Annotated in this window: 10 protein-coding genes; 3 read left to right on the forward strand and 7 right to left on the reverse strand. The window is 62.3% G+C overall.

Annotation, left to right across the window (positions count from 1 at the left end; translation table 11 throughout):
- Window positions 1-75 precede the first annotated feature (75 nt).
- Entirely contained in the window at window positions 76-225 is a 150-nt protein-coding gene (locus F4827_RS03580; protein ID WP_183721677.1) for a hypothetical protein, read from the forward strand.
- A 161-nt stretch (window positions 226-386) separates the two neighbouring features.
- Here the strand turns inward: F4827_RS03580 and F4827_RS03585 are convergent, their stop codons facing one another.
- Together F4827_RS03585 and hemE are read right to left on the reverse strand one after the other, a co-directional pair.
- The gene (locus tag F4827_RS03585; RefSeq protein ID WP_183721679.1) at window positions 387-2,657 is read right to left on the reverse strand and encodes a primosomal protein N'; all 2,271 of its coding nucleotides are present in this window, start codon (window positions 2,655-2,657) and stop codon (window positions 387-389) included.
- Between the two features lie 438 nt (window positions 2,658-3,095).
- Window positions 3,096-4,184, reverse strand: coding sequence for a uroporphyrinogen decarboxylase (gene hemE, locus F4827_RS03590; protein WP_183721682.1), 1,089 nt, complete (start codon window positions 4,182-4,184; stop codon window positions 3,096-3,098).
- Window positions 4,185-4,406: 222 nt separating this feature from the next.
- Here hemE and F4827_RS03595 point away from each other — a divergent pair, with 222 nt between their 5' ends.
- Window positions 4,407-5,246, forward strand: a complete 840-nt coding sequence (locus tag F4827_RS03595) for a transporter substrate-binding domain-containing protein (protein ID WP_260174951.1) — start codon at window positions 4,407-4,409, stop codon at window positions 5,244-5,246.
- A gap of 792 nt (window positions 5,247-6,038) precedes the next feature.
- Here the strand turns inward: F4827_RS03595 and F4827_RS03600 are convergent.
- Complete coding sequence (locus F4827_RS03600) at window positions 6,039-7,781, reverse strand: AMP-binding protein (RefSeq protein ID WP_183721684.1); 1,743 nt, start codon at window positions 7,779-7,781, stop codon at window positions 6,039-6,041.
- A 500-nt stretch (window positions 7,782-8,281) separates the two neighbouring features.
- Between F4827_RS03600 and F4827_RS03605 the strand changes: the two genes are divergently transcribed.
- Window positions 8,282-11,074 (forward strand): hypothetical protein, encoded by a 2,793-nt coding sequence (locus F4827_RS03605; RefSeq protein ID WP_183721687.1) that lies wholly within the window; start codon window positions 8,282-8,284, stop codon window positions 11,072-11,074.
- Between the two features lie 139 nt (window positions 11,075-11,213).
- Here F4827_RS03605 and F4827_RS03610 read toward each other — a convergent pair whose 3' ends face one another.
- From F4827_RS03610 to atpA, 4 genes are all read right to left on the reverse strand, one after another.
- Entirely contained in the window at window positions 11,214-11,639 is a 426-nt protein-coding gene (locus F4827_RS03610; RefSeq protein WP_042296371.1) for a F0F1 ATP synthase subunit epsilon, read from the reverse strand.
- Window positions 11,640-11,718: 79 nt separating this feature from the next.
- Window positions 11,719-13,113 carry a F0F1 ATP synthase subunit beta gene (atpD, locus tag F4827_RS03615; protein WP_183721690.1) on the reverse strand — a complete coding sequence of 465 codons (1,395 nt, stop codon included), beginning with the start codon at window positions 13,111-13,113 and terminating at the stop codon, window positions 11,719-11,721.
- Window positions 13,114-13,197: 84 nt separating this feature from the next.
- Window positions 13,198-14,082 carry a F0F1 ATP synthase subunit gamma gene (atpG, locus tag F4827_RS03620; protein WP_167063727.1) on the reverse strand — a complete coding sequence of 295 codons (885 nt, stop codon included), beginning with the start codon at window positions 14,080-14,082 and terminating at the stop codon, window positions 13,198-13,200.
- Between the two features lie 83 nt (window positions 14,083-14,165).
- Window positions 14,166-15,707, reverse strand: coding sequence for a F0F1 ATP synthase subunit alpha (atpA, locus tag F4827_RS03625; protein ID WP_183721693.1), 1,542 nt, complete (start codon window positions 15,705-15,707; stop codon window positions 14,166-14,168).
- Between the last annotated feature and the right edge of the window lie 58 nt (window positions 15,708-15,765).

Consider the following 15,765-nt stretch of genomic DNA (forward strand, 5'->3'; position numbering starts at 1 on the left):
CCTGTTCAAAACGCATCGTTTGCCGATATACAGGCATAACGGGGAGCCGGTCTATTCCGGCGCGAGGACCAGAAAATGGAAAAGTGGATGGTGGTGGCAGGTGTGTGGAGCATGTGCGCGCTGTGCGCCGTGCTGTTTATCCGCGGCGCGGCGGCAACGACGTCCCGACGCTTGCGTGCGGCGCAAGCCGAGAGCGGCGAAGCAGCCCACGCGGCGCAACCCTGAAACGCTGCAAGAACGGTTGAGTCCGGCGCATCGGCCAGAAACACGGCCATCGCACCGCTTGCCGGCCTTGAAAGGCGCCTTGCGCGTCCTGGTTCGACTGGCCGCTCGGTGGCTCAGGAAATTGCCCGGAACATCGCCTGGAACATGGCTTGGCGCATCCGCTAGATATCGAGCGGATCGACTTCGAGATTCCATCGCAGCACGCCGCGCAGACCGCGCAGCGTGGGCAGCCAGGCTCGCAAGGTGGCCTGCAGCGCCGCCCGCGAACTGCTTTCCACGAGCAGCTGGGCGCGATGGACATTCATCACCTTTACGATCGTGAGCGGCACCGCATCGTAGGCCATCACGCGCGACGCCGTAGGCATTGCCGCGAGCGCCTGCGCGGCTTCGGCAAGGAAGGCCAGCGCCGCTTCCAGCGTGCGCCCTTCGGCGCGCAGCAAGGCCTGATAGACGAAGGGCGGCAAGTGCGCGTCGCGACGCTCGGCGAGCTGCGAATTGGCGAAACCCACGTAATCGTGGCGCGCCAGCGCGTGATAGATCGCGTGGCGCGGATAGCGCGTCTGCACCATCACTTCGCCGGGCAAGCCGGCGCGGCCCGCGCGACCGCTCACCTGCATCAGCTGCGCGAAAAGGCGTTCACTTGCACGAAAATCGTGCGAGAAGAGGGCATTATCGGCGTTCATCACGCCCACCAGCGAGACGCGCTGGAAGTCATGCCCCTTCGCGACCATCTGCGTGCCGACCAGGATATCGACCTCGCCCGCGTGCACGTCCGAGAACAGCGCCTGTGCGCTGCCCTTGCGGCGCGTGCTGTCGGCGTCGATGCGCAGCACCCGCGCGCCCGGCACCGCGCTCGCGAGCGCTTCCTCGATACGTTGCGTGCCGCGTCCCATCGGCGCGATATCGACATTGCCGCAGTCCGGACACGAATGCGGAATGCGCGCTTCCCAGCCGCAGTGGTGGCAGCGCAGCGCGCGTTCTGGCTTGTGCAGGACCACGTAGGCGCTGCAGCGCGGGCAGCCCGCCACCCAGCCGCAGGCGTCGCACGAAAGCACCGGCGCATAGCCGCGCCGGTTCAGGAAAATGAGACTTTGTTCGCCGCGTTCGAGCCGCGCCTTCATGGCCGCGATCAGTGGCCCGGACAAGCCTTCGAACGACGCGCGGCCACGGCGGCGCTCCTCCTCCAGATCGATCAGCTTGACGCTGGGCAACACCGCCGCCGCAACGGCGCGGCGTGACAGCGTGAGGCGCGTATAGCGGCCCTGCTCGGCATGCCACCAGCTTTCCAGCGAGGGCGTGGCCGAACCCAGCACGACCGGCACTTCTAGCTGTTTGGCGCGCCAGACGGCCAGATCGCGCGCCGAGTAGCGCAACCCTTCCTGCTGCTTGTAGGCGGGATCGTGTTCCTCGTCGACCACCAGCATCGCCAGGCGCGGCAGCGACGCCATCACGGCCAGCCGCGTGCCCAGCACGATGCGCGCGCGGCCCGTATGCGCGGCGAGCCAGTGGCGCGCGCGCTCGCCTTCGGCCAGGCCGCTATGCAGCGTGACGATGGCGTCGTCGGGCAACACGCCCGCAAAACGTGTGCGGAAGGCGGCTTCGAACTGCGGCGTGAGATTGATTTCAGGGACGAGGACGAGCGCCTGGGCGTCAGGCTCGCGTTCGAGCAGGCCCGCGAGCGCGCGCAGATACACCTCGGTCTTGCCGCTGCCCGTGACGCCATGCAGCAAAAATGGCGCGAAGCCGCGCGATTCGAGGATTGCCTCTACTGCCTCGGTCTGCTCATCGCTCAGCTGATGCAGCGGGGGACTTTCCGCCGCTGATCCGGTATTTTTTGCGCCCCCGCTTGCGGCAGATTGTGCCGCGCCGAAGTCGACGCTCTCGTACTCGACCCAACCCGCCTCGCGCCATGATTCGAGCGAGGCGGCAGCCTTGGGGTGCAGCGCACGCGCATCGACGAGATCGAGTTCGTTGGCGTCCAGAAGCGCCTGCGCCAGACGCCGCAAGACCTGCGCACGCGCGGGCAGCGCCTCGGGCAACGCCTCGCGCCCGGCGGGCAGCACGCGATAGCGCTCTTCGGGTGCCAGCAGCCGTGCCCAGCGCGAAGGATCGCGCAGCGCCTGGGGCAGCGCTGGCAGCGCAACTTCGCCTAATCCGCGCTGATAGTAGTCGGCGGCGAACCCTACAAGCGCGAGCCATTGTTCCGACAGCGGCGGGCACGATGCGCAAACGGCGTCCACTTCGCGCAGCTTGTTTGCGGGCACATCGCTGTGAGTGCTTACTTCGAATATAAGCCCCACCGCTTCGCGACGGCCGAACGGTACGCGCACCAGCATGCCGGGCTGCGGCGGCGGTGCTTCAAGCGGATAGCGATAGTCGTAAAGCGCGGTCAGCGGATGATCGAGCGCCACCCGCACGAAGCACGGCGTCATGCCCCACCCCGCTGCCGGCCACGCTCGCAGGGTGCGCTGGCGCACGGACGCACGGACTTAAAGTGAAACGTCACTTCTTGCGCCAAGTTTTGGATTCCGCTGAACAATCGCGCCCCGCGCCGTCGCGCCTGTGGATAACTTTGTTAAGAACTTCGCTTGAGCGCCCGGCAGGCCGGCTCGCGAGGCCATTGTGTGGGACACCGCACAAATGGCCGTGGAGCGGCGAAAGCCTTATCTGTCAAGGGTCTGATTGATTGCTCACAGGCCTTGATATCGCCCTGCGGCAATTTTTCCCTCTTGCGCGCCGCAACGAGACAAGTGTGTATAAGTCAAGTCTTGACAGCGGCGTGATGGCGTCTGGATGGCCTGTTGCGCCGCACGCGTCCCTGATGCCGAGAGCCCAGCACGCTGCGCTGCAACAAAAAATTCACACTCAACTTACCCTGCCGCGTGCAATGCGCGGCTATGACGATGGACCTCGTCGACCAGTTCCGCGACGCTCTCCGGCGGCGTGAATTGCGAGATGCCGTGGCCCAGATTGAAGACGTGGCCGGGGTGCGCGCCGAAGCTGTCGAGCACCGCGCGCGCCTGTTCGCGGATCGCCGCGGGCGAGGCAAACAGAACGTTCGGATCGAGATTGCCCTGCAGCGCGACGCGCTTGCCCACGCGCTCGCGCGCGCGGCCAAGATTCACCGTCCAGTCGAGGCCGACTGCATCGACGCCGGTTTCGGCGATCTCGTCCAGCCACAGGCCGCCGCCCTTCGTGAAGGTGATGACGGGCACACGCTCGCCGTCGTGCTCGCGCTTGAGCTGCGACACCACGCGGCGGATGTATTCGAGCGAGAAACGCTGATAGATGCCGTCGGCGAGCGCCCCGCCCCACGTATCGAAAATCATCACGGCCTGCGCGCCGGCTTCGATCTGTGCGTTCAGGTACGCGGCCACGGCCTGCGCGTTGACTTCGAGGATGCGCGTCATCAGATCGGGGCGCGCGTACAGCATCGACTTCACCGTACGGAAGTCGTCCGAGCCGCCGCCTTCGACCATGTAGCACGCCAGCGTCCACGGGCTGCCCGAGAAGCCGATCAGCGGCACGCGCTGGCGCCCCTGGCCGTCGGTCAGCGCACGGCGGATCTCGCGCACGGCGTCGGTCACATAGCCGAGCGTCGCGCCCATATCCGGCACCGCGAGCTTCGCGACATCTGCCTCGGTACGCACCGGATTCGCGAACTTCGGACCCTCGCCCTGCTGGAACGACAAGCCCAGACCCATTGCGTCGGGAATCGTGAGGATGTCGGAAAAAAGGATCGCTGCGTCGAGCGGATAGCGCTCCAGCGGCTGCAGCGTCACTTCGGTAGCGTAGTCGGGATTCTTCGCAAGGCCGAGGAAACTGCCCGCGCGGCTGCGCGTGGCGTTGTACTCCGGCAGATAGCGGCCCGCCTGGCGCATCAGCCAGATCGGCGTGTACTCGGTCGGCTGGCGCAGCAAGGCGCGCAGGAAGGTGTCGTTCAGAAGGGTGTGGGCCACGTGCGGAGGGCGCTTGCGCGCGAGAATCGGAAGCAGTCGGTCATTTTACCGGAGCTATCGATGCCGCATGGCCCTGATGGCCTGGATAAACGAAGCGGTCGCGTGCGAGCGCGCCAATCGGGGGAGTCCATGGTTATCGCGCGTGCGGGGGCGGACTAAGATCGGCGAGCCGTGCGCTTTTAAAACGTCGAGATCAACCTCGCGCACGTGGAGACAGCCGATATGAAAAAGAACAGGATCGCCACGGCGTGCACGCTCGTGTGCGCATGCGTCGCCGCGCTGGCCAGTGCGCCGGCGGCATTTGCCCAGAGCGCAGCGCGCTCTTCGCCAGCTTCGTCGCCACCCTCGTTGTCACCATCCTCATCGCGGCTCGATGAAGTGCTCGCGCGCGGCACCTTGCGTGCCTGCACGACCGGAGACTACAAGCCCTATTCGTTCTACAAACCGGACGGCGCGTTCGAAGGCATCGACATCGACATGACGGAATCGCTCGCGAAATCGCTGGGCGTGAAAGCCGAGTTCGTAAAGACCAGCTGGTCGAACCTGATGACCGACTTTCTCGCGAAGTGTGATGTTGCGGTGGGGGGAGTATCGACTTCGCTCGAACGCCAGAAGCGCGCGTTCTTCACCGATGCGTATCAGGTCGACGGCAAGACGCCGATCGTGCGTTGCGACGACGTCGACAAGTTTCAGAGCGTCGCGCAGATCGACCAGCCGTCGACGCGCGTGATCGTGAATCCGGGCGGCACCAACGAGCGTTTCGCTAAACAGTTTTTTCCGCATGCGAATCTCACCGTTTATCCCGACAACGTGACGATCTTCAAGCAGATCCTCGCAGGCAAAGCGGACGTGATGGTGACCGACGCTTCTGAAACGCTCCTGCAACAGAAGCTCAATCCGGGCCTGTGCTCCGTGCATCCCGACAAGCCGTTCCAGTACGGCGAGAAAGCATGGATGGTGCCGCGCGGCGACGTGGTGTTCCAGCAATACGTCGATCAATGGCTGCATCTGTTGCGCGCGAGCGGCGAGTATCAGTCGATCTCGGACAAATGGCTCAAGTGATTTGCATGGATGTCGGCCGCGCCGCGTCCTGCGGCGCGACATCATTCACTCAACCCAATGACGAGTTGCAACCACGCGTTGCAATCGGATATGACGAATCATTGCATGGCGCACATGAATGCGAACGTGAATGCCCGCTGCATGGGCGATGCCATCTGGAGTTTCGTGTGACGTATATCGCGTTTCGCCCACACAGCGGGGCTTCCTTCATGCAAGGGGAATGTCGCATTGCAATGCGCATTTTTGTGGCACTGCAGCGCACTAAAATGCAGGTAAAAATGACTTCCGCAAAACGATCAGGATGGCAAAAAATCCCACGGAGCCTTATACGACGGGCGTTACAACCTGAAACACTTTGTTACCGCCAAGGTTCACTAATTCGCCCACAATGCCTTCAACGGTTTCAACACGGATGTGGCTCGGTGCAAAGTGTGAGCGGACACGATCACCGGCCGGTCGGCTATGCCGAAGCCCTTGCTTAAGGGGCATCCTTGCTGGAGCCGTGACCGGCGTTTCATACGTTTCTAGCCGGCTCCTCCTTTGGTCTCCTCGCGCTAACCCCGTAGCGTGTGGTTTTTAGCGGGCTCCAGGCCCGCTTTTTTTTCGTCCGCAGTTTTTCAATCCCCTCTTTTTTCCTCGATTTTCGATGCATTTTGCTGCATCGGCGAAGCGCGTTTTGCGTATGCTCATCGACGGTCTGGCTTGAATGGGCTGACGTAATCGCCAGCCCGCACATTCGTTCGTTCTTTCGTTCGTCGTCCAAATCAATTCTTGGGGTACCGGGTGCAAGGTTCAGGCGGTCTTCTGCTCGTCGATCTTCAGTTCATCGATCATGCGTGCGCGCATCACAAACTTCTGCACCTTGCCGGTCACCGTCATCGGCAACTCGTCGACGAAGCGGATGTACTTCGGGATCTTGTAGTGCGCGATCTGCCCCTGGCAGAACGCCTGGATCTCTTCCGCCGTTGCGCTCTCGCCCGGACGCAAAACGATCCACGCGCAGACTTCCTCGCCGTACTTCGCATCGGGTACGCCAAAAACCTGCACCGTCTGCACCTTCGGATGGCGGAACAAAAACTCCTCGATTTCGCGCGGATAAATGTTCTCACCGCCGCGAATCAGCATGTCCTTGAGGCGCCCGACGATGTTGCAATAACCTTCGGCGTCCAGCGTCGCCAGATCGCCCGTATGCATCCAGCCATCGACAATCGATTCGGCCGTTTTGGCGTCATCGCCCCAATAGCCGCGCATCACCGAATAGCCCTTCGTGCATAGTTCGCCCGTTTCGCCCACGGGCACGATGTTGCCCAACGGATCGATGATCTTCACTTCCAGATGCGGCTGGATGCGCCCCACCGTGGTCGTGCGCTTGTCGAGCGGATCGGTCGTCGCGCTCTGGAACGACACCGGGCTGGTTTCCGTCATGCCATAGGCGATGGTGATTTCCGCGAGGTGCATCTTCGAGACCACGCGCTTCATTGTTTCGATCGGGCATGGCGAGCCCGCCATGATGCCGGTGCGCAAACGCGAGAGATCGAAGCTGGCGAAATCGGGGTGATCGAGTTCGGCGATGAACATGGTGGGCACGCCATGCAGCGCCGTGCAACCCTCGTCGGATACCGCTTGCAGCGTCGCGCGCGGATCGAACGCCTCGCCCGGAAACACCATGTTCGCGCCCACCGAGACGCAGGCCAGCACCGCGAGCACCATGCCGAAGCAGTGATAAAGCGGCACCGGAATGCAGAGTGAATCCTGTTCGGTCAGCCGCATTGCCATGGCAATGTAGCGGCCGTTGTTGAGCACATTGCGATGCGTCAGGGTCGCGCCCTTCGGGCTGCCCGTCGTGCCGCTCGTGAACTGGATGTTGATCGGATCGTCGGGGCCGAGCGTCGCGCCGATGGCGTCCAGTTCACCCTTGCCGCTTCGTTCGAGACGCGCGCGGCCCTGCTCGATTACGTCGCTGAAATTGAGCATGCCCGGCGTGTCGGTATCGCACATGCGGATCACCGCGCGCAGTTCCGGCAGCTTCGCTGCGTGCAGATCGCCGGGAGTCGCGTTCGCGAGTTCAGGCGCGAGCGTCTGCAGCATCTCCAGGTACTTCGAGGTCTTGAAGCTCTCGGCCGCCACGATGGCCTTGCAACCCACTTTGTTCAGCGCGTATTCGAGTTCGGCCAGCCGGTAAGCCGGGTTGATATTGACCAGCACCGCGCCGATGCGCGCCGTGGCGAACTGCGTGAGCAGCCATTCCACCCGATTGGGCGACCAGATGCCCACGCGCTCGCCTGGCTCGATGCCGAGCGCGAGAAAGCCGGCGGCCAGCACGTCCACTTCGTCGGCGAATTCGCGCCAGTTCCAGCGGATACCCTGCTCGCGGAACACCACCGCCGGACGCTCAGGAAAGCGCTGCGCGGTATCGAGCAGGAACGCGCCAATGGTGGCGTCGCTCAGCGGGATGGCGGTGCTGCCGCGCACGTAGGAAAGCCCGTCTTTCGGCGCGATGAGCGCTTCGCGCGCACCTGTTGCGTCGATTGCCATGGTGGCTGTCTCCCCGGGAGTCTCTGTCCCGTTTGAAATGGATTTGAAAACGATTGTGCCACCGCCTTGATGGGCAGCAGCATCAAGTTTTACCCGCAGCGCATGGCTTGCAAACCTGCCCGCAAACCTCGCCGCGAACGTGCCCGCCGACGGCGCCATCGGCAATCACGAAGGCATGATTTCGCATTACCTTTCCGTAGACGTCAAGTGATTTCTCCCCAGGCTGAGATGCCGGACGACAAGCTCCGATCGGCGCACTCTCCCAGGCACCGACGTGTCGACACCACTTTTTGCTCAATCCAGAGCAACGTTTTGCCCTTTTCCCCCGGCGGCGCTGCGCCATAGCGTCGCTCCGCCGACAAGTCTTATGGACTTTCCTTTCGATTCGTAATTGAATGCGCATTTGTTTTGCAAACATTTACCCGGGCTTTATTCGCACTTATCAATTTGTAGTCCAAATCAATTTGCCATGTGAGAAATCACCTCGTTAAGGAGCAGCGATGAACGCCAGTTGCAATTACGGTCACGGACGCATGCGTCTGTCCAAAAAGATCTGGGCCGGTGTGCCCGGCTCCGATGCCAATGGCTATTCCGATCCCGCCGATACCATCCAGTACGCGTTCGGCGTCGTGCCCGCGGGCACGCAGTATGCCGATCTTGCCGACGCGCAGGGCGCCGTCGACAGCAGTAAGCTGATTGGCGGCGTGCTCATGGTCGTGGGCGCCAGCACGGTCGAACTGCAACTCGCGCCAGGCTCCTACTGGCTTTACGAATTCGTCATCGAACGCGACACCGATGGCGTTTCAGTACGCTTCTCCCAGCGCGGCGGCTGGGACTTCTCCGCGCTTGTCGACGGCGAGCGACGCACGCCACCGGAAGGCGCGGACGGCGCAATTACCTTCGAAATCGGCGATCAGACTTCGGTCGTCAACGTCGTCGGCATCAACAAATCGCTGTGCGTGCAGATCGACAAGCGGCTTAGCTCAAGCGCGGGGGCAGGGAGCAAGAAAGACATTCTCTTCTTCGGCACGAGTTCGTATCTTGGCCTGACGCCCGACAAGTTCAACTGGAACGGCCCGGCCATCGTACGCCTGGGCCTCACCAACGCGGACGGCGAGCTGCGCCTTGACGGCTTCGTGTCCGGCTGCAACGTCTTTATCCACGAAGTCGTGCCAAAGGCGCTTTACGACGCAGGCGTGCGACCCGGGAAAATGTCGGTCTACCGTCTGGACGGATCGCTCTGGTACGACACCGACCTGCCGGAGGCTCACGAGATTACGCAAGCCGAGATCGATCAGCTGCTCGCCGATCCGAAATACACCGAGGCCGGCCACGCCCTGATTCGCGGCCACCTGCACGTGGGCGACTGGATTTTCGCGACCTCGTCGTATTTTTACGATCGCCAGGGCGTGATGCGCGTGGAGATCACCAACGACAACCATCGCAAAGGCCGGCTGTGCCTGTCCAAAAAGATCTGGGCCGGTGTGCCCGGCTCCGATGCCAACGGCTATTCCGATCCCGCCGATACCATCCAGTACGCGTTCGGCGTCGTGCCCGCGGGCACGCAGTATGCCGATCTTGCCGACGCGCAGGGCGTCGTCGACAGCAGTAAGCTGATTGGCGGCGTGCTCATGGTCGTGGGCGCCAGCACGGTCGAACTGCAACTCGCGCCCGGCTCCTACTGGCTTTACGAATTCGTCATCGAGCGCGACACCGATGGTGTTTCAGTACGCTTCTCCCAGCGCGGCGGCTGGGACTTCTCCGCGCTTGTCGACGGCGAGCGACGCACGCCACCGGAAGGCGCGGACGGCGGGATTAGCTTCGAAATCGGCGATCAGACTTCGGTCGTCAACGTCGTCGGCATCAACAAATCGCTGTGCGTGCAGATCGACAAGCGGCTTAGCTCAAGCGCGGGGGCAGGGAGCAAGAAAGACATTCTCTTCTTCGGCACGAGTTCGTATCTTGGCCTGACGCCCGACAAGTTCAACTGGAACGGCCCGGCCATCGTACGCCTGGGCCTCACCAACGCGGACGGCGAGCTGCGCCTCGACGGCTTCGTGTCCGGCTGCAACGTCTTTATCCACGAAGTCGTGCCAAAGGCGCTTTACGACGCAGGCGTGCGACCCGGGAAAATGTCGGTCTATCGTCTGGACGGATCGCTCTGGTACGACACCGACCTGCCGGAGGCTCACGAGATTACGCAAGCCGAGATCGATCAGCTGCTCGCCGATCCGAAATACACCGAGGCCGGCCACGCCCTGATTCGCGGCCACCTGCACGTGGGCGACTGGATTTTCGCGACCTCGTCGTATTTTTACGATCGCCAGGGCGTGATGCGCGTGGAGATCACCAACGACAACCATCGCAAAGGCCGGCTGTGCCTGTCCAAAAAGATCTGGGCCGGTGTGCCCGGCTCCGATGCCAACGGCTATTCCGATCCCGCCGATACCATCCAGTACGCGTTCGGCGTCGTGCCCGCGGGCACGCACTACGGCGACATCTCCAACCCGGATAACTCGGTGGATACGAGCAAGCTGATCGGCGGCGTGTTGCTGGTCGAGGGCGCGAACGAGGTCGAACTGCCGCTCAACACCGGCAAGTACTTGCTCTATGAGTTTCTCATCGGCCGCGATCCCGACGGCGTCTCGCCCAAGTTCCATTTCCGCGACGGCTGGGACTTCACGGCATTCATCAATGGCGAAGTCGTCGCGCCAGCCGAAGGCGAGGACGGCGCCGTGCGCTTCGAGATCGGCTCAAGCACGACGATCGCGCGCGTCGCGGCCATCAACAAGTCGCTCAGCGTGGCAATCAGCAAGTACGTGAACAGTGACACGAGCAAGACTGCAGGCGCCATGTTCTTCGGCACCAGCTCCTACCTCGGCCTCACGCAGACTGATGCTGAGAACTTCGACGGCATGGCGGTGGTTAGACTCGGTGTCACCGATAGCAACGGCAAACTGCGTCTTGACGGCTTCAGGTCTGGCTGCAATGTGTTCATTCACGAACTCGTGCGCAAGGCGGACTACGACGCTGGCATACGCCCGGAAACGATGGACGTGTACCAGCCTGACGGCTCGTTCTGGTTCAATGCCGGGTTCCCGGATGCGCATGCGGTCACACGGGAGGAGCTCGACGCGCTGCTCCAGAACCCGAAATTCCCCCCTGCCGCGCGCGAGCTGATCCAGGCGAACGTCCATGTCGGCGACTGGCTCTTTACGAACCAGAACTATTTCTACCAGCGTCAGGGCGTGATGCGGGTGGATGTGCTCAACAACAAGGGCAATAGCCGTTAGCGTGTGGCGTTGTAGCTGCGTCAAGCGCGAACCGGGCGGAGCAACTAAACCGGTTGCGTAAAAAAGAAAAGGCTCCCCTTGAAGAGGGAGCCTTTTCGCTTCGGACACTGCGCGCCGCAAACGGGCCCGCGGACCGGAATTAGTGCTGATTCATCTTGCGCAGGCGCTGGATCGCTGCGAGTTGCGCCACTGCGTAGGCCAGTTCGGCCTGTGCGGTTGCGTACTCCAGATTCGAGCCGGCGTTCTGCAGCGCCTCTTCGGCGCGCTTGCGCGCTTCTGCGGCCTTCGCTTCGTCGAGATCCTTGCCGCGGATCGCGGTGTCGGCGAGCACCGTCACGGCGCCCGGCTGCACTTCGAGAATGCCGCCTGCGACGAACACGAACTCTTCATCGCCGTTTTCGGCCACGATGCGCACGGCACCCGGACGAATCCGCGTGATGAGCGGCGTGTGGCCCGGCAGAATGCCCAGCTCGCCGGCTTCGCCCGGAAGCGCGATGAACTTCGCCTGGCCGTTGAAGATGCTCTCTTCGGCGCTGACGACGTCTACCTTGATGGTTGCTGCCATATGTGTCGACTCCTGGGGGGTAAGTGGCTGCGGTGGCGAACAAGCCCGCTGGACTTGTCCGCACTTAGGCAACTAACCCTTACTGGATCTTCTTGGCCTTTTCGAAGGCTTCGTCGATCGTGCCGACCATGTAGAACGCCTGCTCCGGCAGGTGATCGCATTCGCCATCGACGATCATCTTGAAGCCGCGGATGGTTTCCTTCAGCGGCACGTACTTGCCCGGCGAGCCCGTGAAGACTTCCGCGACGTGGAACGGCTGCGACAGGAAACGCTGGATCTTACGTGCGCGGGCGACCGACAGCTTGTCTTCCGGCGACAGTTCGTCCATGCCCAGAATCGCGATAATGTCGCGCAGTTCCTTGTAGCGCTGGAGCGTCTGCTGCACGCGGCGCGTGATCGTGTAGTGCTCTTCGCCGATCACGTTCGGGTCGATCTGACGCGAGGTCGAGTCGAGCGGATCGACTGCCGGGTAGATACCCAGCGAGGCGATGTCACGCGACAGAACGACGGTTGCGTCAAGGTGGCCGAAGGTCGTAGCCGGCGACGGGTCGGTCAAGTCGTCGGCCGGAACGTAGACGGCCTGAACCGACGTAATCGAACCCTTCTTGGTCGACGTGATGCGCTCTTGCAGCTTGCCCATCTCTTCAGCCAGCGTCGGCTGATAGCCCACTGCCGACGGCATACGGCCGAGCAGTGCCGACACTTCCGTGCCAGCCAGCGTGAAACGGTAGATGTTGTCGACGAAGAACAGAACGTCGAGGCCTTCGTCACGGAAGTGCTCGGCCATCGTCAGACCGGTCAGCGCGACGCGCAGACGGTTGCCCGGCGGCTCGTTCATCTGGCCATAGACCAGCGCAACCTTGTCCAGGACGTTCGAGTCCTTCATTTCGTGATAGAAGTCGTTCCCTTCACGGGTACGCTCACCCACGCCGGCGAACACGGAGTAACCGCCGTGTTCCTTCGCGATGTTGTTGATGAGTTCCATCATGTTCACTGTCTTGCCCACGCCGGCGCCGCCGAACAGGCCAACCTTGCCGCCCTTCGCGAACGGGCAGACCAGGTCGATAACCTTGATGCCGGTTTCGAGCAGTTCAGCCGAAGGCGACAGGTCTTCGAACGCCGGAGCCTTCTGGTGGATCGCGCGCGTCGTTTCGCTGACGATCGGACCGGCTTCGTCGATCGGACGGCCGAGCACGTCCATGATACGGCCGAGCGTCGGCTTGCCGACCGGCACGCTGATGGGCTTGCCGGTGTTCTTGACCACGGTGCCGCGGCGCAGGCCGTCCGACGCACCCAGACAGATCGTACGGACAACGCCGTCGCCGAGCTGCTGCTGCACTTCCAGGGTCAGTTCCGACCCATCGAGAACCAGCGCGTCGTAGATCTTCGGCATGTGTTCACGCGGGAATTCCACGTCGATCACCGCGCCGATGCACTGTACGATCTTGCCTTCTACCAAAGCAGTTGTACTCATCGATTTTCCTTTAGATACCTGAATTCTTCACTCGCCCACCGGAATTCACCGGCGCGGTTTCGCAATCGGTTCGCGTTCTGTCTATCAGACGGCTGCTGCGCCGCTGACGATTTCCGAAAGCTCTTTCGTAATCGCAGCCTGGCGGCTCTTGTTGTACGAGAGCTGCAGTTCGTTGATGACCGTCTTCGCGTTGTCCGACGCCGCCTTCATCGCGACCATACGGGCGGACTGCTCCGACGCCATGTTTTCAGCCACGGCCTGATAGACCAGTGCTTCGACATAGCGGACCAGCAGTTCGTCCACGACGGTTTGCGCGTCCGGCTCGTAGATGTAGTCCCATTGCGACTTCGGCGTCGCGCCATCGTCCTCGCCACCGTTCAGGCGCTCGTTCGACAGCGGCAGCAGCTGCTCGATCACCGGCTCCTGCTTCATCGTGTTGACGAAGCGGGTGTACGCCAGATAGACCGCGGAGATCTTGCCTTCCGAGTACTGGTCGAGTTGCACCTTGATGGCGCCGATCAGCTTTTCGAGGTGAGGCGTATCGCCGAGCTGCACGACGTTCGAGACGACCTTCGCGCGCAGACGGTTCAGGAAACCGAGGCCCTTCGTGCCGATCGCAGTTGCTTCGATCGACTTGCCGGACGCTTCCAGATCCTTGAACTTCTGCAGCGTCGCGCGCAGCACGTTGGTGTTCATCCCGCCGCACAGACCCTTGTCGGTCGTGACGAGAATCACGCCGGCGACCTTCGCATCGTTGTTTTCCACCATGAACGGGTGGCGATACTCGGGGTTCGCACGGCTCATGTGCGCAGCGATGTCGCGGACCTTATCGGCATACGGGCGAGCAGCGCGCATGCGCTCCTGGGCGCGGCGCATCTTCGATGCCGCGACCATTTCCATCGCCTTGGTGATCTTGCGCGTGTTTTGCACGCTCTTGATCTTGCCGCGAATTTCCTTCATTCCAGCCATTGCTTGCTCCTTTGTCGACCCGGATCAGTGCGCCGCACTCACCCGGGTCCCAGTCCGTTTATCTAAGTTGATTCCCGGACGGATCAGTATGCGCCGGACTTCTTGAAGTCCTTGAGAGCCGCGTGGAGCGCGTTCTCGTCGTCCTTCGAAAGGTCCTTCTTGTCTTCGATGCGCGCGACGAGGTCGGCGTGCTTCGACTTCAGGTATTCGCGCAGGCCCTTTTCGAACGGCAGCACTTGAGCGACGTCGATGTCATCGAGGTAGCCGTTGTTTGCCGAGAACAGCGCCACAGCCAGTTCCCAGACTTGCAGCGGCTGGTACTGGGGCTGCTTGAGCAGTTCGGTGACGCGGCGGCCGCGCTCGAGCTGCTTGCGGGTCGCTTCGTCGAGGTCCGATGCGAACTGGGCGAATGCCGCCAGTTCACGGTACTGCGCGAGGTCGGTACGGATACCGCCCGACAGCTTCTTCACGACCTTCGTTTGAGCCGCACCGCCAACACGCGACACCGACACGCCGGCGTTGATTGCCGGGCGGATGCCTGCGTTGAACAGGTCGGTTTCCAGGAAGATCTGGCCGTCGGTAATCGAGATCACGTTCGTCGGAACGAATGCCGTGACGTCGCCTGCCTGCGTTTCGATGATCGGCAGTGCCGTCAGCGAACCCGTCTTGCCCTTGACTTCACCGTTCGTGAACTTCTCGACGTAGTCAGCCGACACGCGTGCAGCGCGCTCAAGCAGACGCGAGTGGAGATAGAACACGTCGCCAGGGTAAGCTTCGCGGCCCGGCGGGCGGCGCAGCAGCAGCGAGATCTGACGGTATGCCCAGGCTTGCTTGGTCAAATCGTCATAAATGATCAGGGCGTCCTGGCCGCGATCGCGGAAGTATTCGCCCATCGTGCAGCCGGCGTACGGTGCGAGGTACTGCAGCGCAGCCGATTCCGAAGCCGAAGCCGCGACCACGATCGTGTACTCGATCGCGCCGGTTTCTTCGAGCTTGCGCAGCACGTTCTGGATCGACGAAGCCTTCTGACCGATGGCGACGTAGATACAGATCAGATCCTTGCCCTTCTGGTTGATGATCGTGTCGACGGCCACTGCGGTCTTGCCGCACTGACGGTCGCCGATGATCAGCTCACGCTGGCCACGGCCGATCGGCACCATTGCGTCGATCGACTTCAGACCGGTTTGCACCGGCTGCGAGACGCCTTCACGCCAGATCACGCCCGGAGCGATCTTTTCGATCGCGTCGGTCATCTTGGCGTTGACGGGACCCTTGCCGTCGATCGGGTTGCCGAGCGGATCGACCACGCGGCCGATCAGTTCCGGACCAACCGGGACTTCCAGAATGCGGCCCGTCGTCTTGACGATGTCGCCTTCCGAAATGTGTTCGTATTCACCCAGAATCACGGCGCCGACCGAGTCACGCTCGAGGTTCAGCGCGAGACCGAAGGTGTTGCCCGGGAATTCGAGCATTTCGCCTTGCATCACGTCCGACAGGCCGTGGATGCGCACGATGCCGTCGGTCACGGAGATCACGGTGCCCTGGTTGCGAACGTCCGCGCTCGCTTCAAGGCCCTGGATCCGGCTCTTGATCAGCTCGCTGATCTCAGAGGGATTGAGTTGCATTATTCGCTCCTGATGTTCAATTCTGTTGCGTGCCAGCCGCCACGCCCGATCGTTGGGA

This window comes from Paraburkholderia bannensis (assembly GCF_014200455.1).
In the GTDB taxonomy this organism is placed as follows: Bacteria; Pseudomonadota; Gammaproteobacteria; order Burkholderiales; family Burkholderiaceae; genus Paraburkholderia; species Paraburkholderia bannensis_A.